Genomic DNA, 19,250 nt, shown 5'->3' on the forward strand with positions numbered 1-19,250 from the left:
GCATAACCGCTGCGAAAAGGACCCCGCATGACACTCTCGACCCTGCGCCCTACCCCGCGCCAGCATTATCCGGCAGCCGAGTCGGCTGAAGACTTCAGCGAACGACTGGCTACGCTGACCGCCACATTGGCTGAAACTGCCGAGCAGTACGACATCAGCGCCCAGTTCCCGCATGCCAACTTTCAGTTACTGCACACCCACGGCCTGCTCGGCCTGACCGTACCGGCTGAACTGGGCGGCGGCGGTGCCGATCTGCCGCGCGCGCAGCAAGTAGTCAGCGCAGTGGCCAAGGGCGAACCGTCGACGGCGCTGATTCTGGTCATGCAATACCTGCAGCATTCAAGGCTGCAAGAGAACCGTAACTGGCCGAGCCATCTACGTGTACAAGTTGCCGAAGAGGCGGTACGCGAAGGTGCGCTGATCAACGCCCTGCGCGTCGAGCCTGACCTGGGCACCCCTGCGCGTGGCGGCCTGCCGGGCACCGTCGCCCGCCGCAGCGCCGACGGCTGGCGCATCAGCGGCAGCAAGATCTACTCCACCGGCAGTCATGGCCTGACCTGGTTCGCCGTATGGGCGCGCAGCGACGACGATGACCCGCTGGTGGGCAGTTGGCTGGTCCACAAGGACACGCCGGGCATCAGGATCATCGAGGACTGGGACCACTTGGGCATGCGCGCCACCAGCAGCCACGAAGTCCGCTTCGACGACGTGCTGGTGCCGCTCGATCATGCCGTCAGCGTCAGCCCGTGGAGCGCCCCGCAATCCGAACTTGATGGGTCGGGCATGCTGTGGATGTCGGTGCTGCTGTCGTCAGTCTACGACGGCATCGCCCACTCCGCCCGCGACTGGCTGGTGCACTGGCTGGAACAGCGCAAGCCGTCCAACCTCGGGGCCGCGCTGTCGACCCTGCCGCGCTTTCAGGAAACCGTCGGGCAGATCGACACCTTGCTGTTCGCCAACCAGAGCCTGCTGCAATCCGCGGCCCAGGGCCACACGCCCGCACAGCATGCTGCGCAGATCAAATACCTGGTGACCGGCAACGCTATCCGTGCGGTGGAACTGGCCATCGAGGCCTCAGGGAATCCAGGACTGTCACGCAGCAACCCGCTGCAGCGCCATTACCGCAACGTGCTGTGCGGCCGGGTGCACACGCCGCAGAACGATGCGGTATTGGCGGGTGTGGGCAAGGCGGTTTTTGCGGCGCGTAATAAAGAGCAGTAAAACGCGCTCAGAGCAGTGACGGCGGCTCGAACGCCGTCACGGGCGGCAGTGCCTGATCCCATTTGACGATATCCACCGACGCGGTCTGCGCCGCACACCCTTGCGACAGGCTGGAAGCACCGATGTCCTGGGTGATCACATTAGGGTTGCCGTGCTTTTCCAGACTGCCCGGCTCGCCATGCACCAATGGATCGAACCAGGCACCGGTGGCAATCTGCACAACGCCGGGCCGAATACTGTCCGATACGATTACTCCAGCCAGAAACGCCCCCCGCTCATTGAAGACCTTGGCCACATCACCATCGACCAACCCGCGCATTTGCGCATCCAGCGGGTTCAGGGTCAGCGGCTCGCGTACCTGAATTTTCGAGGAACGGCTGTAGCTGCCGTGGTCGTACTGACTGTGCAGGCGGGTTTTGGGTTGATTGGACAGCAGGTGCAGCGCGTGGGTAGGCGCAGGTTTATCCAGCCATACCGGATGGCCAGGACAGTCCGCATAAGCGAAGCCTGCGATGCGCTCGGAGAAAATTTCGATACGCCCGGACGGCGTCGGCAGTGGATGCGCGTCAGGGTCATCGCGAAAGGACTTGAGCAGTACGTTATCGGTCTGGGGATAGTCTATTTCCAGTAATCCGTCACGCCAGAACTGGTCGAAATCCGGTAGGGTAATACCAAAGGTTTCAGCGCGCTGCCGAGACTCATCGTAAATAAAATGCAGCCAGGCCTGGACATCACGTCCTTCGGTAAACGCCTGCGCCACACCCAGCCGCTCGGCCAGCCCGGCCAGAATCGAATAGTCATCACGAGACTCGCCCACCGGTGCGATGGCCTGCTGCATCGCAATCATGAAACGATCAGACGCCGAGCTGCCGATGTCATTGCGTTCCAGCGCCGTGGTGGCTGGCAGCACGATGTCGGCATAGCGTGCCTGAGCGGTCCAGAACTGCTCGTGAACGATGATGGTTTGCGGCCGCTGCCACGCTTCCAGCAGCCGATTGAGGTCTTGATGGTGGTGAAAGATATTGCCACCCGCCCAGTACACCAGGCGAATATCCGGGTAAGTCTGCTGCTGCCCGTTGTAATCGAAGGGTGTGCCGGGGTTGAGCAACATATCTGTCACCCGCGCAACCGGAATGAAGTCCTTGACCGGATTACTGCCTTGGGAAAAGCGCGGCCCGGAGAACGCCTTGCGGCCGCTGCCGGTGTTGTTCATGCAGCCATAACCCAGGCCAAAGCCGCCACCGGGCAAACCGATCTGCCCCAACAACGCCGCCAGGGTGACGGTCATCCAGAACGGTTGCTCGCCATGTATAGAACGCTGCAATGAATAAGCGACGTTGATCATGGTGCGTTTGCTGGCCATGCGCCGCGCCAGGTCGACAATCTGCTGCGCAGCGATATCAGTCAATGCAGCGGCCCACTGCGGGCCCTTAGGCTGGCCGTCGACGTGACCCAGCAGATAATCGCGAAAACGCTCATAGCCCACGGTGTAGCGCTGAACGAAATCTTCGTTGTGCAGCCCTTCGCTGATCAATACCCAGGCAAGCGCCATCATCAACGCCGTGTCGCTGCCGGGGCGTACCGCCAGCCACTGGTTGGGCGCCGGGCCAGCCAGGTCATCACGCAGCGGGCTGACGTTGACGAACTCCACGCCCGCGTCGGACATGCGTTGCAAAGCGTCGGCGAGCAGATGGTCACTGGCACCGCCGGGGCTGGTTTGCGCATTCTTGGCGGGCAACCCCCCGAAGGCGACGAACAGCTCGCAGTGCTCGGCGAGGTTCTTCCAGGACGTATGCGCCGCCAGCAGCCAGTCCATGTTGCCGACAATGTGCGGCATCAGCACCCGCCCGGCCCCCAGGCTGTAGCTGTCGGTACTGAATACATAACCGCCGATGCAGTTGAGGAAGCGATGCAGCTGGCTTTGTGCGTGATGAAAACGCCCCGCGCTGCCCCAGCCGTAGCTGCCGCCAAAAATTGCCTGATTGCCATACTCGCCTTTGACGCGCTGCAACTCACTGGCGACCAGATCCAGCGCCACCTCCCAGGAGACCTCGACGAACGGCTCCTGCCCACGCAGATCGGGTCGCCCGCCGGCTTGCTGAAGAAAACTGCGACGTATCGCCGGGCGCATGACGCGTGTGGGCGAGGTAATGGCATCGGCAACCGAATCGCCAATCGGTGAAGGGTCCTTGTCCCACTCCGCAGGCAGCAGGGCTTTCAACTTGCCTTCCTCGACCTGCGGGCGATAAACACCCCAATGCAATGACGTAAAACTCATGATGAAGGCTCCAGGACAAGGCAGTCGTTCAGCGGGCAACCTGCGTCTGGCTGTCCAGCGCCGCATTGAACGACTCGTCAAACACGCTGGCAGCAGGATAGCGTTTGGTCAGCCCGGCGTGGTTGAAAAAATCGATAGTCTGCTGTGCGCCTGCCACCACTTGCGGGGTGATCGGCACCACCACGACCTGAGCGCGGGAAAACCAGCGGCGCGCTACTTGAGCATCGGCTTTGGTCAGCGCAGCCCAGGCGTTGGCGTAGATTTCATTGTGCTGCGGGTCGCTGACCGACCAGGCGCGCGCAGCTTGCAGGCGCTGCAGGAAATCGCTGATCTGCGCGCGCTTGTCCTTGATGGCCTGATCGTTGGCGACAATAAAGCTTTGCGCAGGGATCAAGCCGTCGGCAGTTGCAATGATTCGTGCGCCCTGACGCTCCTGTTGAGTGACATAAGGGCTCCCAGGTCGCAATCGCGTCCACCGAGCAGCCATCCAGCGCGTGAGAGGAATCCAGTGCACTAAGGTAGCGATAGTCCACGGCATCGCGGGCGACACCCGCCCTGTCCAGCGCGGTGAGCATCAATTGCTGGCTGAACGAGCCCTTCCAGATGGCGACTTTCTTGCCGGCCAGATCCGCGACGGTTTTGATCGGCGAATCCTTGCGCACTACGATCGCAACGCCGTCGAGGTTCTGCCGCGATACGCCGATGACCTTGATCGGCGCACCCAGCGCGCCCATGAACAGCGCAGGCGAATCGCCCAGCAAACCGATGTCCAGGCTACCGACGTTCAACGCTTCGGCGACCGGGGAGCCTGCGGTGAACTGCTTCCATTCAAGCTCGTAGGGCAGATCCTTGAGTACACCGGCCGCTTCCATCACGGTCCGGGCGCTGTAACTCTGATCACCGACAATCAGGTCGGCAGCCTGGGTGTTCAGCGTGGCCACAAGGCCCAGCGCCAGGCCCGTCAGCAGGCGTTGGCTCCAGCAGATGATAGTTGTCGGCACAGGCAGGGTCTCCAGAAGCATCGGGCAGATCGAATTGATCGGCAACGACCCTAACACCCGAACAAAAATTAGCTAAATTCATTTTTGTTCTAGCCTAAGATGCAAAAAAATTATCTAAACCTGTCCGACGAAGCGCTCACCCAGGCGGTTCATTGAGCTCGATAGCTGATTCCAGACGCTCGCGCAGGAATTCGATGAATGCCTGCACTGGACGTGAGGCCTGACGGTGCTGGGGATAAACCGCTGACAGCGTCAAGGGCTCGGGCCGCAAGTCATCTAGCACCCGCACCAGGCTGCCGTCACGCAGCGCCGCGCCAACAATGAACGTCGGCAGGTAGGTGATGCCCAGCCCGGCCACAGCCGTGTCTCTCAGCAGCTCGCCATTATTGGCGCGCATCCGCCCGCTGATGTTCAATATCAAAGGCTTGCCCTGCACCTGAAAACGCCATTGCGCCTGACGGCTGTGGCAATAGGGCAGGCAATCATGAGCGTGCAGATCTTCGGGTTTTTGCGGCGTACCGCGCTCGGCCAGGTAGGCAGGGCTGGCGCAGTAGACCCGATCAATCGAGGCAATGCGCCGGGCGATCAGGCTGGAGTCTTCCAGCACCCCGATACGCAGCACCAGGTCATAGCCTTCGCTGATCAAGTCCACCGCACGGTCGCTCAGGTCCACCTCCACCGCCACGTCGCGGTAGCGCTGCAAAAACAGCGGCAGCAGACAGCCCAGATGCGCAACGGCAAACGACAGCGGCGCACTCAGGCGCAGGGTGCCGCGTGGCTCGTTGTTCTGCCCGGTAATCCCCTGCTCGACCTGTTCGACCTCGGCCAGCAGGCGCAGGGCAGACTCGTAGTAACTCTGCCCCAGCGGCGTGACATCCAGACGTCGCGTCGAGCGGTTGAGCAAACGTACGCCCAGCCGTTCCTCCAGTTGCATCAGGCGCCGACTGACAAATTGCTTGGACAGGCCCAGCTTGTCGGACGCCGCCGTGAAGCTGCCGGACTCCATGACCTGGCAGAAAATCCGCATGTCTTCAAAAGGGTTCATGTGTCGTGGCCTGAGTGAACGCTGGGTGCTGTTCGACAGAGCGTAACGTGCCACCCGGCACTGTCAACCACAGCGAGACAGTCATTCATGTTCCAGCTACTTATTGCGACAGTCGATAAGCCGTAACCTTTGTCTCACTTGATCGATTGCTGAATGTGCAGCGTCGATAGACGGATGGAGAAAGAATCATGCTGACTCTTCGTAAAGCTTCCGACCGCGGCGCTGCCAACCATGGCTGGTTGAAATCCTTTCATACCTTTTCCTTTGCCGGTTATCGCAACCCCCAGGAGCAGGGCTTTTCCGATCTGCTGGTGATCAATGACGACCGCGTGATTGCGGGCAAAGGTTTCGGCCAGCACCCACACCGTGACATGGAAATCTTTTCCTACGTTCTGGAAGGTGCGTTGGAACACAAGGATACGCTGGGCACCGGGTCGGTGATTCGCCCTGGCGACGTGCAATTGATGAGTGCCGGCAGCGGCGTGGCGCACAGCGAGTTCAATCATTCGCACACCGAGGGCGTGCATTTTCTGCAGATATGGATCGTGCCGAATGTTGCAGGCGCAACCCCGAACTACCAGCAGGAGCATTTCAGCGCTGAACAGAAACGCGGTCATTTGCAGCTGATCATTTCGCCAGAAGGCGAGAACGGTGCGCTCAAGGTCCGTCAGGACGCTCGTGTGTATGCCGGTCTGTTCAATGGCAATGAAACTGCGACCCTGGAACTGGCTGCCAACCGATATGCCTACGTGCATGTGGCCCGTGGCAGTGTGGTGCTCAATGGGCAGCCGCTTGACGAAGGTGACGGGGTGCGTTTGCGCAACGAACAGGTCATTAGCCTGAGCGAAGGCGTTGACGCAGAAGTGTTGGTCTTTGACATGCGGCCCAATGAACTGCCGCAAATGCCCTGATGTATCGGGCCCGTTACCGGGATCGACATGGCGTTTCTTTCACTTGATCGACGCCTGCGCCTGAGCCACGCTTCGCCCTACAAGGCATAGTATTCACTCCCCCCTGCCCTTGCCGTGCAGCGGGCCGGGTGGGTCAGCGCTATCGAGCATCAGGCGAGGAGAAAACCGTGGCCAGTGATCAACTTGATTGTATCCTTTTGAAACCCGCCAAACCCTCTCAAGGCAAGCAGGGTATGGATTATCAGGTCGGCATCTCCGCACAAAGTGCAGGTGCCCGACATATCCATATGCAGCTGATGACAATTGCCCCTGGAGGCAGGGGCAAGGCTCACAAACATCAGGAGCATGAAACCGCCATCTATGCCCTGAGTGAAGCCACCGGCTGCTGGTACGGCGAGTCGCTGGAAAAGCATGCCATCGTGGAACAAGGCGACTTCTTTTATATCCCGGCGGGAATGCCGCATGTGCCCTATAACCGCAGCAACGAGCGCGAAGCAACGGTTCTGGTCGCGCGTACTGATCCCAATGAGCAGGAGAGCGTGACCCTGATGCCGGAGCTCGACGAGTTACTGGCATCCAGACAGGACTGAGCGTGACATGCGAGAAAGATGATCTTTTATAAAGATGCTCAAAACACACAAACAAAAACGCCGCTCTGATGAGCGGCGTTTTTGTGAGTTTGGAGCGGGAAACGAGACTCGAACTCGCGACCCCGACCTTGGCAAGGTCGTGCTCTACCAACTGAGCTATTCCCGCAATATGGCGTCCCCTAGGGGACTCGAACCCCTGTTACCGCCGTGAAAGGGCGGTGTCCTAGGCCACTAGACGAAGGGGACACTGCCTGAAACACAATGGTGTGTGTTTCAGTTCCAGACATCATCCGAAGATGTATTCTGGTTTCACTCAACCCTGCCCTGAGGCAAAGCTGCTTAAAATTGGAGCGGGAAACGAGACTCGAACTCGCGACCCCGACCTTGGCAAGGTCGTGCTCTACCAACTGAGCTATTCCCGCAATGGCGTCCCCTAGGGGACTCGAACCCCTGTTACCGCCGTGAAAGGGCGGTGTCCTAGGCCACTAGACGAAGGGGACACACGTACAACATTCACTACTTATTTGCGCTACGCTGTGTGCTTTACGCTGTAAGTGGCGCGCATTCTATGGATGGATTGAGGGGTCGTCAACCCCCATGTGAAAATTTATTGAAATCAATAACTTCGATGCCGTTCGGACGCTGACCGACTGTCGCCAATCGTTCAGCTGCCTAATCTATATAGAAGAGATGCCGACAAACTCCAGGAGGGACATCTATGCGCAGTAGTGCTTAGCCACTACACTCGCACTAAAACTAATTGAACAAATGAGGTTTGCACAGTGACTCCACTCATGATCACGCTGATGGTATTAGCAGGTATCGCTCTGCTCATCGCGATCGGCTACCTGAATCACGTCGCTGAAAACGGCAAACTGGAAAAGGCCCGCACCAAGGTCGAACTCAGTGATCGCTTGCGTCGCTGCAGCGAAATCACCGAAGTATTCCCCGGCCAGTTGATGTCACCAGCCTTGAAGCTGCTGCTTACGCGTCTGGAACTGAACGTCGTGCAGCGCATGCTCAGCCTGGACAAGGGTAACGCTCAACTCAAGCACCGCATCGGCGAGCTGGAAGAGCAGATCGGCAAAGGCGAACGCATCGACATCCCCAACCAGGTCACGCCGATCCAGACCGAAGCCAAGGCCAAGGACGTGCGTTTCCTTCTGGAAGCCCTGCATGGTCAGGTGACCCGAGCTGCACATGACGGCTTTCTGCAAACCAGCGAAGCCAAACACTGGATCCGCGAAATCCGCACGATTCTGGTCACGCTGCACATCGAGTTCTTCAACAACCTCGGTCAGATGGCCCTCAGCCAGGACCAGCCGGGCCAGGCTCGTCTGGCGTTCGAACGCGGCGTGCAGTATCTGCGCAACCAGCCGGACCCGGTGACGTACCAACAGCAGTTGCTGGCGATGGAAAAACAACTGGCCCGCGCCAACTCAATGGTACTGACCAATACCGCGCCATCCGAAGACGACGACAACGCGCTGACCGAAGGCTTGAAGGCAGACGAAACCGAATCCGAATGGAAGAAGAAAGTCATCTACGATTGATGACTGCCCCGCCGCTGCCGGACCTGTGCTCCGGACAGCGGCAGGTCGAGCGACTCAACAGTCGGTCGATGCCAGAAAGATAGCCGCCAGACGTTCGATCCCCGCCTGATCCACCTCGTTGAAACGCCCCACACTCGGACTGTCCAGGTCCAGCACGCCGATCAGACGCCCATCCTTGACCAACGGCACCACCAGCTCGCTGTTCGATGCGCTGTCGCAGGCGATGTGTCCGGGAAACTCGTGAACGTCCTGAACACGCTGGGTTTGCCGACTCTGCGCTGCTGCACCGCAAACGCCGCGACCAAATGGAATGCGCACGCACGCAATCTGCCCCTGAAACGGACCCAGCACCAGCTCTTCATTGCGATTGAGGTAAAAACCCGCCCAGTTCAGATCGTCGATCTGCGTATAGAGGAATGCCGAGAACTGCGCCGCATTGGCGATGAAGTCGCGCTCGTCGGCCAGCAATGCCTCAAGCTGGGCCGCCAGCAGACCGTAGCCATTGAGGCCGGCACCGGTGTTTTGCAAATCGATCATGTGTGTTGCTCCAACAATTCAAGTCCTACCCAGTAACGTGCAAATTGATACGCGCAGCGGCCATTGCGATTGCCACGCGCGGTCGCCCAGCGAATCGCAGCCTTTTCCAGGCTTTCGTCGCGCTGCCATTGCAAGCCGGCCTTGTCTGCCAGCTGCGTGATCCAGTGCTCGACCACGTTCAGGTAATGTTCCTGGGTAAACGGATAAAACGACAGCCACAGGCCGAAGCGGTCAGACAATGCGATCTTGTCTTCCACGGCTTCGCTGGGGTGCAGCTCGCCGTCGACGTGCTTCCAGTCAACGTTGTCGCTTTCCTTTTCGGGCACCAGATGGCGGCGATTGGAGGTGGCATACAGCAATACGTTATCCGGTGCCTGCTCCAGCGAGCCGTCAAGCACGCTTTTCAGTACGCGATAATCACCCTCGCCCGACTCGAACGACAGGTCATCGCAGAACAGTACAAAGCGCTGCGGCAGTTTGTGCAGTTGTTCGACCACACGCGGCAAGTCGCCCAGATGATCACGCTCGATCTCGATCAGGCGCAGACCGGCCGAGGCGTGCTCGGCCAGCAGAGCGCGGATCAGGGACGACTTGCCGGTGCCGCGCGAGCCCCAGAGCAAGGCATGGTTGGCAGGCAGGCCATCGATAAACTGACGTGTATTGCGCCCCAACTGATCGCGCTGCAGGTCGACGCCGATCAGATCGGTCAGGCGCGTATCCAGGCTCACCTGCAACGGCATCAGGTAGCCGCTACGGCCCTCTTGAACCCAGCGCGCCGCAAGCGTCTGTGACCAGTCGACCGGCTCGCGCACGGCTGGCAACAGCGGTTCCAGCCGGGCCAGCACGGCATCGGCGCGTTGCAGAAAAGCATCCAACCGAGAATCCACGGGATCCCCTTATATTTAACTGATTGGTCAGCAGTGCCTATCAGCTATGCTTGGCCAACCAGAAGTGGCAGTAAGTACTCATGGATATATCGCTCAAAAACAGGCTTTCGTTCAAGCAGGCGCGCCTGGCTGTATTGATCGGCTTCGCGCTGGGGACCTTGCTGAGCCTGTTCCAGATTGCAATCGATTATGCCAGCGAAGACGCGTCCATCAATCGTGAAATCAAATCACTGCTGGAAATCATCCAGAACCCGGCATCGCGCATTGCCTACAACATCGACTCGGAGCTGGCTCAGGAGCTGACACTCGGGCTGCTGCGCTCGCCTGCCGTGGTCAGCGCCAGACTGACCGATAACAATGACGCCGTGCTTGCAAGCGTTGAACGCCCCATGGCGACAGGGCGCTATCGAGTGTTCAGCGATTGGCTGTTCGGTGAAAGCCGTCAGTTTCAGGAAAAACTGCACCTTAACCATTTGCCCGATGAAACCATCGGCACACTGTACCTGACCGTGGACACCTTCGCTTTCGGCAGCCACTTTCTGCAGCGCGCCGAGATCACTCTACTCAACGGCTTCGTGCGCAGCCTGGCGCTGGCCGGCATTCTGACCATTCTGTTCTACGCCACCCTGACCAAGCCGCTGGTAAGGGTGATCCGCGAACTGAGCAGTCGCGACCCGCGCAACCCCGACCAAGGGAAAATAACCTGCCCGCCTCACCATGAGCAGGATGAAATCGGCGTACTGGTCGCGACCTTCAACCGTCAATTCGAAACCATGGGCAGCGAGTTCTCCAGACGACGCGCGGCCGAAGATCGGCTGACCGAACATCTCAACGAACTGGAAAACATTGTTTCGGCACGCACCAATGAGCTCAAGGCCAGCAACATACGCCTGCGCGAATCCAACGAGGAACTACAGATAGCGCGCAGTACGGCGCTGGATATGGCCCATGCGCGCTCGGCGTTTCTGGCGCACATGAGCCACGAAATCCGCACCCCGCTCAACGGCCTGCTTGGTATGCTGGCGCTGTCACTGGACAGCCCGCTCAGCGCCGAGCAGCGCCAGCAACTGATGATCGCCCACGACTCCGGCAAGGTGCTGGTCGAACTGCTTAACGATATTCTCGACATGTCCAAGTTCGACGCAGGTCATCTGGAGATCGAGCGCATTCCCTTCGACCTTGGGGTGTTGATCGAGGACACCGCCAACCTGCTGTCACAGAATGCGGCCCCCAGCGTGGAGCTGACCTGCCTGATTGCGCCGGACTTTCCGGCCATGGTTACCGGCGACCCTACCCGGGTGCGGCAGATCGTCAGCAACCTGCTGTCCAACGCACTCAAGTTCACCCGTTTTGGGCGCGTGGATGTGCGTCTGACTAACCATAAAGATGTCAGCGGAGAAAACCGGGTACGCATCGAAGTCCGTGACACCGGCATCGGGATTGCGCAGGACGCCCAGGCGAAAATATTCCAGCCGTTCACTCAGGCAGAAACCGCCATCACTCGGCAGTATGGCGGCACCGGGCTGGGTCTGGCGCTGACCAACAATCTCTGCGAGGCCATGAATGGCACGCTGAGTATCCAGTCACAGTCCGGCTTCGGCAGTCAGTTCTGCGCCGAGCTGCCGCTGCCGGTGCATGTGTCCGCTGTCACTCAGACCGCGCTCAGGGGCCGGGTCACTGTGGTCAGCTCGGCCGGCAGCGGCCTGGTGGAGCTGCTTGGCAACCTGCTGCCAACCTGGGGGGTCGATCTCAAGCGACGCAGCATTGATGATCGCCCGGAAGACGTGGACCTCGACAGCAGCCCGGACCTGGTCATTACCGACTGCCCCGAATGCCTGTTTGCGATTCGCCCCACTACACCCGTGCCGATCCTGCTGGTCACTGCCTATGGCAATTTCATGCCCGGCGAACAGGTTACAGCCCTTGCCCCGCTGCAACAGCAGGCTCGACCACTGGCGCGCAACGCGCTTTACCACACGCTGCGGCGTGTACTGGGTCAGGAAGAGACAGGCGTCAGGGACACAAAAGCGCCAGAGCAAACGGCTCAGCGCATGGCCAGAGTACTGTTGGTGGAAGACAACCCGGTCAATCAGCTGGTGGCCAAGGGCATACTTGGCAAGCTGGGGTGCGAAGTGATCATCAGCAGTCACGGCGGCGAGGCCTTGGAACAATTGGAGCAAGGCCACTTTGATCTGGTGTTGATGGACTGCAACATGCCCGTTATGGACGGCTATGAAGCCAGCCGCCAGATCCGCAGCAGCGGCCGCTGGCCAAACCTGCCGATCGTGGCGCTTACCGCCAACGCCATGCCCGATGAACGTGAGCGCTGCAAGGCGGCAGGCATGAACGACTACCTGGCCAAGCCATTCCGGCGCGCCGAACTGGCGGGCATTCTGGACCAGTGGATTCCCATCGCTGATATCCGCTGAAACGGCTTAGCGCAGCAGCGCTTCGATTTCACCGGTCAGTTCCTCGGGCTTGGTCAACGGGGCGAAACGCTTGACCAGCGCGCCATTCCTGCCAATCAGGAACTTGGTGAAATTCCACTTGATTCGCTCGGTCCCCAGCAACCCCGGTGCCTGCTGCTTGAGCTGAACGAACAAGGGATGGGCCTGAGCGCCGTTCACGTCGATCTTCTTGAACAGCGGGAAGCTGACCCCGTAGTTCAGTTCGCAAAACCCGGAAATCGCGCCCTCGTCACCCGGCTCCTGCTTGCCGAACTGATTGCAAGGGAAGCCCAGCACTACCAGCCCTTTATCCTTGTAGTCCAGCCAGAGTTTTTCCAGGCCTTTATATTGCGGGGTAAAGCCGCATTTGCTGGCTGTATTGACCACCAGCACCGCCTTGCCAGCGTAGTCGGCGAGGGTTTTCTGTTCTCCCTTGATCGTAGTGACCGGGATACTCAGCAGGTTTTCGCTCATCAAAAGAGGCCTCAAGACCAGGCGGTGGCTGGATCGGAATGTGAGCACTGACGTTAGCCTGCAACGGCGTGCGGCGCACGCCAATTTTCGGTATTGATACAGGTCGATAAGCCCGGAGCCGCTGCGCGCAGCGGCACAGCAATCGCCCGGCTACTGGCGCGGGACCAGGTCCAGGCACACCGAGTTGATGCAGTAACGCAACCCGGTCGGTGGCGGACCATCGGGAAACACATGACCCAGGTGAGCGTCGCATTTGGCACAGACCACTTCGGTACGAATCATGCCGTGGCTGACATCGCGCACTTCGACCACCGCGCTACCTTCCAGCGGCGCGTAAAAGCTGGGCCAGCCGCAGCCCGAATCGAACTTGGTAGTGGAATCGAACAGCGGCTCATTGCAGCAGATGCAGTGGTAGACGCCTTCTGTCTTTGTCTCGTTGTACTTACCGGAAAACGGCCGCTCGGTGCCTTTCAGGCGGCAAACCTGATACTGCGCCGGGTCGAGCATCTCTTTCCACTCTTCAAGCGTTTTCTGCAACTTGTCCACAGGTACACCTCCAAATTCGAAAAACCCCGATCTGTACCTTTTCCACAGATCAGGTGGCACGTATGATTGCGCCAGGTCAGACGTCAGTCTGGCACCCGCGTTTGTCGCATACAAACCCATTTTCATGGCGAACGTGCTGCGACCTTCATTGCAAGCCGGCAACAGCTCGTCCATTTTCGGGATCATCACCATGCAGTTCAACAAATCGAACAAGCTCGCAAACGTCTGCTACGACATTCGCGGGCCGGTGCTCAAGCACGCCAAACGCCTGGAAGAGGAAGGCCATCGCATCCTCAAGCTGAACATCGGCAACCCGGCACCGTTTGGTTTCGAGGCGCCGGACGAAATCCTGCAGGACGTGATCCGCAACCTGCCGACTGCCCAGGGCTACAGCGACTCCAAGGGCCTGTTCAGCGCCCGCAAGGCCGTCATGCAGTACTACCAGCAGAAGCAGGTCGAAGGCGTCGGCATCGAAGACATCTATCTGGGCAACGGTGTGTCCGAGCTGATCGTGATGTCGATGCAAGCATTGCTCAATAACGGCGACGAAGTGCTGGTTCCGGCACCCGATTACCCATTGTGGACTGCGGCAGTGGCGCTGTCCGGCGGCAGCCCGGTGCATTATCTGTGCGACGAGCAGGCCAACTGGTGGCCGGACCTTGAAGACATCAAGGCCAAAATCACGCCGAACACCAAGGCCATGGTGATCATCAACCCCAACAACCCGACCGGCGCAGTATATTCCCGCGAGGTATTGCTGGGCATGCTGGAGCTGGCTCGCCAGCATAATCTGGTGGTGTTCTCCGACGAAATCTACGACAAGATCCTCTACGACGACGCCGTGCACATCTGCACTGCCTCGCTGGCACCGGACCTGCTGTGCCTGACCTTCAACGGTCTGTCCAAGTCGTATCGGGTCGCAGGCTTCCGCTCCGGCTGGATTGCCATTTCCGGACCGAAACACAACGCACAGAGCTACATCGAAGGCATCGACATCCTGGCCAACATGCGCCTGTGTGCCAACGTGCCGAGCCAGCACGCCATCCAGACTGCGCTGGGCGGCTATCAGAGCATCAACGACCTGATCCTGCCGCCAGGCCGTCTGTTGGAGCAACGCAACCGCACCTGGGAGCTGCTCAACGATATTCCCGGCGTCAGCTGCGTCAAGCCGATGGGCGCGCTGTATGCATTCCCGCGCATCGACCCGAAGGTGTGCCCGATCTTCAACGACGAAAAATTCGTCCTCGACCTGCTGCTCTCGGAAAAACTGCTGGTAGTTCAGGGCACCGCGTTCAACTGGCCATACCCTGATCACTTCCGCGTCGTGACCTTGCCGCACGTTGATGAGCTGGAGCAGGCCATTGGCCGCATCGGTAACTTTCTGAAGGGTTATCGTCAGTAAACAGACACCGCCCCTCTCGCGCCGCATCCCTGCCCCGACCTGTTCGGGGCAGTTTATTTGTGCCCTGCCAAAACAGCATGAGCGCCCCGCCCTCAACCCTTCAGGCATCGACCACTCTGGCTCAGGCCCCGTTCAGCTTTGCAGGATTACCATCGATTGCGTGAAGAGGACACAGTTTGAAATAGTCCCTCTGTTGAATAGCAGCGGGCATCACCTTATATACCCGGCATCGAGTTACATATTTACCTGAGGAGAACGTTTCGACCATGATGCGCATTTTGCTGTTTTTGGCCACTAACCTTGCGGTCGTGCTGATTGCCAGCATCACCCTGAGCCTTTTTGGCTTCAATGGGTTCATGGCGGCCAACGGGGTTGATCTGAACCTCAATCAGCTGCTGGTTTTCTGCGCTGTGTTCGGTTTCGCGGGCTCGTTGTTCTCGCTGTTCATCTCCAAGTGGATGGCGAAAATGAGTACCGGCACTCAGATCATCAGTCAGCCTCGCACCCGCCATGAGCAATGGTTGCTGCAGACCGTTGAACAACTGTCCCGCGATGCGGGCATCAAGATGCCGGAAGTCGGTATTTTTCCGGCGTATGAAGCCAACGCATTCGCCACGGGCTGGAACAAGAACGATGCACTGGTTGCGGTAAGCCAGGGCCTGCTCGAGCGGTTCTCGCCGGATGAGGTGAAAGCCGTACTGGCGCACGAAATCGGCCACGTTGCCAACGGCGACATGGTCACACTGGCGCTGGTGCAGGGTGTGGTGAACACGTTCGTGATGTTCTTTGCCCGCATCATCGGTAACTTCGTCGACAAGGTGATCTTCAAGAGCGAGAACGGTCAGGGTATTGCCTACTACATCACGACGATTTTCGCCGAGCTGGTATTGGGCTTTCTGGCCAGCGCCATCGTCATGTGGTTCTCGCGCAAACGCGAATTCCGCGCTGACGACGCAGGGGCTCGACTGGCCGGTACGGACGCGATGATCGGTGCGCTGCAACGCCTGCGTTCCGAGCAGGGCGTACCGGTGAACATGCCTGACAGCCTGACGGCGTTCGGCATCAACGCCGGCCTGAAGAAAGGCCTGGCAGGGCTGTTCATGAGCCACCCGCCGCTGGAGCAACGTATCGAGGCGCTGCGCCGCCGCGGTTGATTCAGGTTTCGAGATCGGCGCTCTGCGTCGGCACGCCGTTATGGACGCTCTGCGTCCGGTCCTGAGTGAATGGCACGGCAGGAAAGGCGGCACGGTCGTAAAAGGCTGCGAAATGACCAATATCGTGCTGTCGCAGGTCCCGATTGACCTGCGCCTGATGAAAGCCAATCTACCCTGCCTTCCAACGCTGCAGCCAAAACTCCGCCTGCATGAAACCTCCTGAAAATTAGATCAAAAAGCGCCAGAACTTATATTAGATTTAGATCATGAGAATGACCGACTATGGGGCATTCTCATATTCTGGAGCTGTAAATGTTCCCAAGCCTGTTTATTTCCCATGGCTCTCCCATGCTCGCGCTGGAGCCCGGCGAGAGTGGCCCCGCCCTGACGCGATTGGCCGCCAGCCTGCCCAGGCCTCGCGCCATCATAGTGGTGTCTGCACACTGGGAAAGCCACGAACTTACCGTTAACGCCAACCCTGAGCCCGAGACCTGGCATGATTTCGGTGGCTTTGCGGCTGAACTGTTTGCGGTGCAGTACCCGGCACCAGGTCTGCCTGAGCTGAGCCGCACGATAGTCGAGTTGCTGGCCGCCAGCGATCTGCCCGCACGCATCGACAGCAGACGACCGTTCGACCATGGTGTCTGGGTGCCCTTGTCGTTGATGTACCCGAATGCCGATATTCCGGTGGTTCAGGTCTCACTGCCCAGCCGCCAGGGCCCCGAGCTACAGACACGGGTGGGCCGCGCGCTGGCCAGCCTGCGCGCACAGGGTGTATTGATTATCGGCTCCGGTAGCATCACGCATAACCTGCGCGATCTGGACTGGAACGCCGGCCCTGGAAGCACAGAGCCATGGGCTGCAACGTTTCGTGACTGGATGATCGACAAGCTGCAAAACGACGATGACGCCGCACTGCACCACTACCGCAGTCTTGCTCCTCATGCGGTGCGAGCACACCCGAGTGACGAGCATTTGCTGCCGCTGTATTTCGCACGGGGCGCAGGCGGAGCATTCAGTGTTGCCCATCAAGGCTTCACCATGGGTGCGCTCGGAATGGACATCTACCGGTTCGGCTGATACCGAAAACGCCTTCCCGCCTGAATCCTGAATTCAGCGCAAAAAAATCCCCGAACCAGTCGGGGATTTTTTTATTGACCTATCAGCTCAGAAGCCGATCAGTCTTCGCGATAGCGACGCAGCTTGAGCTGCTTGCCAGCAACACGGGTGTCCTTGAGCTTGGTCAGCAGACGCTCAAGACCATCTTCCGGCAGCTCGACCAGGCTGAAGCTGTCACGCACCTGGATGCGGCCGATAGCTTCGCGGGCCAGGCCGCCTTCGTTGAGAATGGCACCCAGCAGGTTCTTGGCAGCGATACCATCACGCGCACCCAGCGCGGTACGGCAACGAGCACGACCTTCGGCCAGCGGGACCGGCGCACGACGCTCACGCTCAGGACGATCACCGCGATCGCTGCTGCCGCTACGCTCTGGACGATCACCGCGAGGGGCGTTGTTCGGAACCAGCGGGCGCTCGCGCTCGATGGCTGCCAGGGTCAGAGCCTGACCGTTGGTAGCCTTGCGCAGCAGTGCAGCAGCAAGGGCACGCGGGCTGCAACCGATGTCGGCAGTCAGACGATCCAGGAGATCGCCATGAGTCGATTCGGCATCGGCAACCAGTGGCGACAGGCTGTTGGTCAGTTTCTTGATGCGGGCATCCAGAACGGCCTGGGCATCCGGCAGGCGGACTTCAGCAACCTTCTGACCGGTTACACGCTCGATCACCTGCAGCATACGGCGCTCGCGAGGAGTTACCAGCAGCAGTGCACGACCTTCGCGACCGGCACGACCGGTACGGCCGATACGGTGAACGTAGGACTCTGGATCGTAAGGCATGTCCACGTTGAATACGTGGGTGATACGCGGAACGTCAAGACCACGGGCAGCAACGTCGGTCGCTACAACGATGTCCAGACGGCCATCCTTGAGGGAATCGATAACGCGCTCGCGCTGGTTCTGAGCGATGTCACCGTTCAGTGCAGCAGCCTTGTAGCCTTTGGCTTCAAGGGCGCTTGCCAGGTCCAGGGTCGCCTGCTTGGTGCGGACGAACATGATCAGGGCGTCGAAGTCTTCGACTTCCAGCAGGCTCAGTACAGCGGAGGTCTTCTGGTCAGCGTGAACCAGCAGGTGAGCCTGCTCGATCGCGGTAACGGTCTGGGTCTTGGTCTGGATCTTGACGTGCTTCGGATCGCGCAGATGGCGCTCGGCGATGGCACGGATCGACTGTGGCAGCGTTGCCGAGAACAGTACGGTCTGGCGGGTTTCAGGCATGGCCTTGAAGATGACTTCGAGGTCGTCCATGAAGCCCAGCTTGAGCATTTCGTCCGCTTCATCGAGAACCAGATGGTTCACGGTTGCCAGGACTTTCTCGTCACGACGCAGGTGGTCGCAGAGACGGCCCGGGGTGGCGACAACGATTTGTGCGCCGTTGCGGATGGCCTTGAGCTGCGGGCCCATTGGCGCGCCGCCGTAGACCGCTACAACGGTCACGCCCGGCATTTGTTTGGCGTAGGTCTCGAACGCGGTGGCAACCTGAAGTGCCAGTTCGCGGGTCGGGGCCAGGATCAGTGCTTGCGGCTCGCGCTTGCTCGGGTCGATGCGATGCAGGATAGGCAGTGCGAACGCGGCAGTTTTACCCGTACCGGTTTGCGCCTGACCAATCATGTCGTGACCGGCGAGAATAATCGGGATCGATTGCTGCTGAATGGCCGAAGGCTCTTCGTAGCCAGTGGCGACGACTGCTGCAACGATATTTGGATGAAGTTCGAGAGCGGCGAAGCCGCCGATTTCCTGGGTCATGGGTCTGCCTCTAGTGCATCCGCAAAGACCCATGCTTCAAAGCTGCGCGTGCCGTGTACGACCTTGAGGTCACCCTGGCTGCTTTGTCGGCGGGGATTTGCGAAAACGTTTGATGAATGGATCGTCCAGGCTAGTCCGTTGTGCGAACAAGCAACCGAAGCTGGCTTCGGGGTACTGCAATACCTTGACGAGGGCCCTGTTAAGGCCGGCGCGCACTATACCGGAAATATGCACCTTAGTGAGTCTTTTTTTGCGAAACATTGCGCCATCCTTGAGCAACCCAAGCCCCTTGGTCCGGGCAGAGGGCTGGCCGACAAGGGCGCGGGCCCGAGATTTCGGGCGTTGC

General features: G+C 59.5%; 15 protein-coding genes, 4 tRNA genes and 1 pseudogene. 8 read left to right on the plus strand and 12 right to left on the minus strand.

Annotated features, from left to right (window positions below; genetic code table 11):
* Window positions 1-27: 27 nt before the first annotated feature.
* Window positions 28-1,221: an acyl-CoA dehydrogenase family protein gene (locus AC4ANE_RS19570; protein WP_002554521.1), complete on the plus strand. Its 1,194-nt coding sequence runs from the start codon at window positions 28-30 to the stop codon at window positions 1,219-1,221.
* 7 nt (window positions 1,222-1,228) lie between these two features.
* Here the strand turns inward: AC4ANE_RS19570 and AC4ANE_RS19575 are convergent, their stop codons facing one another.
* The 3 genes and pseudogenes from AC4ANE_RS19575 to AC4ANE_RS19585 all read right to left on the minus strand — a co-directional run bounded on the left by AC4ANE_RS19575 (window position 1,229) and on the right by AC4ANE_RS19585 (window position 5,545).
* On the minus strand, window positions 1,229-3,499 hold the full coding sequence (locus tag AC4ANE_RS19575; protein WP_031595464.1) for a molybdopterin guanine dinucleotide-containing S/N-oxide reductase: 2,271 nt from the start codon (window positions 3,497-3,499) through the stop codon (window positions 1,229-1,231).
* Window positions 3,500-3,527: 28 nt separating this feature from the next.
* Window positions 3,528-4,521, minus strand: a pseudogene (locus tag AC4ANE_RS19580) (ABC transporter substrate-binding protein).
* Window positions 4,522-4,636: 115 nt separating this feature from the next.
* Window positions 4,637-5,545 (minus strand): LysR family transcriptional regulator, encoded by a 909-nt coding sequence (locus tag AC4ANE_RS19585; RefSeq protein WP_460408476.1) that lies wholly within the window; start codon window positions 5,543-5,545, stop codon window positions 4,637-4,639.
* Between the two features lie 188 nt (window positions 5,546-5,733).
* Between AC4ANE_RS19585 and AC4ANE_RS19590 the strand changes: the two genes are divergently transcribed.
* Together AC4ANE_RS19590 and AC4ANE_RS19595 are read left to right on the plus strand one after the other, a co-directional pair.
* Window positions 5,734-6,456, plus strand: coding sequence for a pirin family protein (locus AC4ANE_RS19590; protein ID WP_002554527.1), 723 nt, complete (start codon window positions 5,734-5,736; stop codon window positions 6,454-6,456).
* A 233-nt stretch (window positions 6,457-6,689) separates the two neighbouring features.
* Window positions 6,690-7,046, plus strand: coding sequence for a cupin domain-containing protein (locus AC4ANE_RS19595; protein WP_223216185.1), 357 nt, complete (start codon window positions 6,690-6,692; stop codon window positions 7,044-7,046).
* Between the two features lie 90 nt (window positions 7,047-7,136).
* Here the strand turns inward: AC4ANE_RS19595 and AC4ANE_RS19600 are convergent.
* The 4 genes from AC4ANE_RS19600 to AC4ANE_RS19615 form a co-directional block, all read right to left on the minus strand.
* A tRNA-Gly gene (locus AC4ANE_RS19600) sits at window positions 7,137-7,212 on the minus strand.
* Between the two features lie 4 nt (window positions 7,213-7,216).
* Window positions 7,217-7,292, minus strand: a tRNA-Glu gene (locus AC4ANE_RS19605).
* 100 nt (window positions 7,293-7,392) lie between these two features.
* Window positions 7,393-7,468, minus strand: a tRNA-Gly gene (locus AC4ANE_RS19610).
* A gap of 2 nt (window positions 7,469-7,470) precedes the next feature.
* Window positions 7,471-7,546 (minus strand) — tRNA-Glu (locus tag AC4ANE_RS19615).
* A gap of 294 nt (window positions 7,547-7,840) precedes the next feature.
* Between AC4ANE_RS19615 and AC4ANE_RS19620 the strand changes: the two genes are divergently transcribed.
* Window positions 7,841-8,599, plus strand: coding sequence for a hypothetical protein (locus AC4ANE_RS19620; RefSeq protein WP_031595469.1), 759 nt, complete (start codon window positions 7,841-7,843; stop codon window positions 8,597-8,599).
* Window positions 8,600-8,653: 54 nt separating this feature from the next.
* Here AC4ANE_RS19620 and AC4ANE_RS19625 read toward each other — a convergent pair whose 3' ends face one another.
* Both AC4ANE_RS19625 and AC4ANE_RS19630 read right to left on the minus strand, forming a co-directional pair.
* Entirely contained in the window at window positions 8,654-9,136 is a 483-nt protein-coding gene (locus AC4ANE_RS19625; protein ID WP_002554530.1) for a GAF domain-containing protein, read from the minus strand.
* Window positions 9,133-10,023 carry an ATP-binding protein gene (locus AC4ANE_RS19630; RefSeq protein WP_002554531.1) on the minus strand — a complete coding sequence of 297 codons (891 nt, stop codon included), beginning with the start codon at window positions 10,021-10,023 and terminating at the stop codon, window positions 9,133-9,135. The genes AC4ANE_RS19625 and AC4ANE_RS19630 overlap by 4 nt, the downstream gene beginning before the upstream one ends.
* An 80-nt stretch (window positions 10,024-10,103) precedes the next feature.
* Here AC4ANE_RS19630 and AC4ANE_RS19635 point away from each other — a divergent pair, with 80 nt between their 5' ends.
* Entirely contained in the window at window positions 10,104-12,452 is a 2,349-nt protein-coding gene (locus AC4ANE_RS19635) for a hybrid sensor histidine kinase/response regulator (protein WP_002554532.1), read from the plus strand.
* A 6-nt stretch (window positions 12,453-12,458) separates the two neighbouring features.
* Here the strand turns inward: AC4ANE_RS19635 and AC4ANE_RS19640 are convergent, their stop codons facing one another.
* Window positions 12,459-12,944 carry a glutathione peroxidase gene (locus AC4ANE_RS19640; protein ID WP_004665941.1) on the minus strand — a complete coding sequence of 162 codons (486 nt, stop codon included), beginning with the start codon at window positions 12,942-12,944 and terminating at the stop codon, window positions 12,459-12,461.
* Window positions 12,945-13,094: 150 nt separating this feature from the next.
* Entirely contained in the window at window positions 13,095-13,490 is a 396-nt protein-coding gene (gene msrB / locus AC4ANE_RS19645) for a peptide-methionine (R)-S-oxide reductase MsrB (RefSeq protein WP_002554534.1), read from the minus strand.
* A 190-nt stretch (window positions 13,491-13,680) separates the two neighbouring features.
* Here msrB and AC4ANE_RS19650 point away from each other — a divergent pair, with 190 nt between their 5' ends.
* From AC4ANE_RS19650 to AC4ANE_RS19660, 3 genes are all read left to right on the plus strand, one after another.
* Window positions 13,681-14,892 (plus strand): pyridoxal phosphate-dependent aminotransferase, encoded by a 1,212-nt coding sequence (locus AC4ANE_RS19650; RefSeq protein WP_460408477.1) that lies wholly within the window; start codon window positions 13,681-13,683, stop codon window positions 14,890-14,892.
* Window positions 14,893-15,158: 266 nt separating this feature from the next.
* The gene (gene htpX, locus AC4ANE_RS19655) at window positions 15,159-16,046 is read left to right on the plus strand and encodes a protease HtpX (protein ID WP_002554536.1); all 888 of its coding nucleotides are present in this window, start codon (window positions 15,159-15,161) and stop codon (window positions 16,044-16,046) included.
* A 312-nt stretch (window positions 16,047-16,358) separates the two neighbouring features.
* Entirely contained in the window at window positions 16,359-17,126 is a 768-nt protein-coding gene (locus AC4ANE_RS19660) for a DODA-type extradiol aromatic ring-opening family dioxygenase (protein ID WP_002554538.1), read from the plus strand.
* A 98-nt stretch (window positions 17,127-17,224) separates the two neighbouring features.
* On the opposite strand, the gene AC4ANE_RS19665 is transcribed toward AC4ANE_RS19660, so the two are convergent.
* Window positions 17,225-18,904, minus strand: a complete 1,680-nt coding sequence (locus tag AC4ANE_RS19665; RefSeq protein WP_005731303.1) for a DEAD/DEAH box helicase — start codon at window positions 18,902-18,904, stop codon at window positions 17,225-17,227.
* Window positions 18,905-19,250 lie beyond the last annotated feature (346 nt).

The sequence above is a fragment of the Pseudomonas sp. Pme6b genome (assembly GCF_058129925.1).

What these genes read in the sequence shown, in the direction of transcription:
- AC4ANE_RS19570 (WP_002554521.1), top strand. Translation starts at nt 28, where the DNA reads ATGACACTCTCGACCCTGCGCCCTACCCCGCGCCAGCATTATCCGGCA.
- AC4ANE_RS19575 (WP_031595464.1), bottom strand. Translation starts at nt 3,499, where the DNA reads ATGAGTTTTACGTCATTGCATTGGGGTGTTTATCGCCCGCAGGTCGAG.
- AC4ANE_RS19585 (WP_460408476.1), bottom strand. Translation starts at nt 5,545, where the DNA reads ATGAACCCTTTTGAAGACATGCGGATTTTCTGCCAGGTCATGGAGTCC.
- AC4ANE_RS19590 (WP_002554527.1), top strand. Translation starts at nt 5,734, where the DNA reads ATGCTGACTCTTCGTAAAGCTTCCGACCGCGGCGCTGCCAACCATGGC.
- AC4ANE_RS19595 (WP_223216185.1), top strand. Translation starts at nt 6,690, where the DNA reads ATGGATTATCAGGTCGGCATCTCCGCACAAAGTGCAGGTGCCCGACAT.
- AC4ANE_RS19620 (WP_031595469.1), top strand. Translation starts at nt 7,841, where the DNA reads ATGATCACGCTGATGGTATTAGCAGGTATCGCTCTGCTCATCGCGATC.
- AC4ANE_RS19625 (WP_002554530.1), bottom strand. Translation starts at nt 9,136, where the DNA reads ATGATCGATTTGCAAAACACCGGTGCCGGCCTCAATGGCTACGGTCTG.
- AC4ANE_RS19635 (WP_002554532.1), top strand. Translation starts at nt 10,104, where the DNA reads ATGGATATATCGCTCAAAAACAGGCTTTCGTTCAAGCAGGCGCGCCTG.
- AC4ANE_RS19640 (WP_004665941.1), bottom strand. Translation starts at nt 12,944, where the DNA reads ATGAGCGAAAACCTGCTGAGTATCCCGGTCACTACGATCAAGGGAGAA.
- AC4ANE_RS19650 (WP_460408477.1), top strand. Translation starts at nt 13,681, where the DNA reads ATGCAGTTCAACAAATCGAACAAGCTCGCAAACGTCTGCTACGACATT.
- htpX (WP_002554536.1), top strand. Translation starts at nt 15,159, where the DNA reads ATGATGCGCATTTTGCTGTTTTTGGCCACTAACCTTGCGGTCGTGCTG.
- AC4ANE_RS19660 (WP_002554538.1), top strand. Translation starts at nt 16,359, where the DNA reads ATGTTCCCAAGCCTGTTTATTTCCCATGGCTCTCCCATGCTCGCGCTG.
- AC4ANE_RS19665 (WP_005731303.1), bottom strand. Translation starts at nt 18,904, where the DNA reads ATGACCCAGGAAATCGGCGGCTTCGCCGCTCTCGAACTTCATCCAAAT.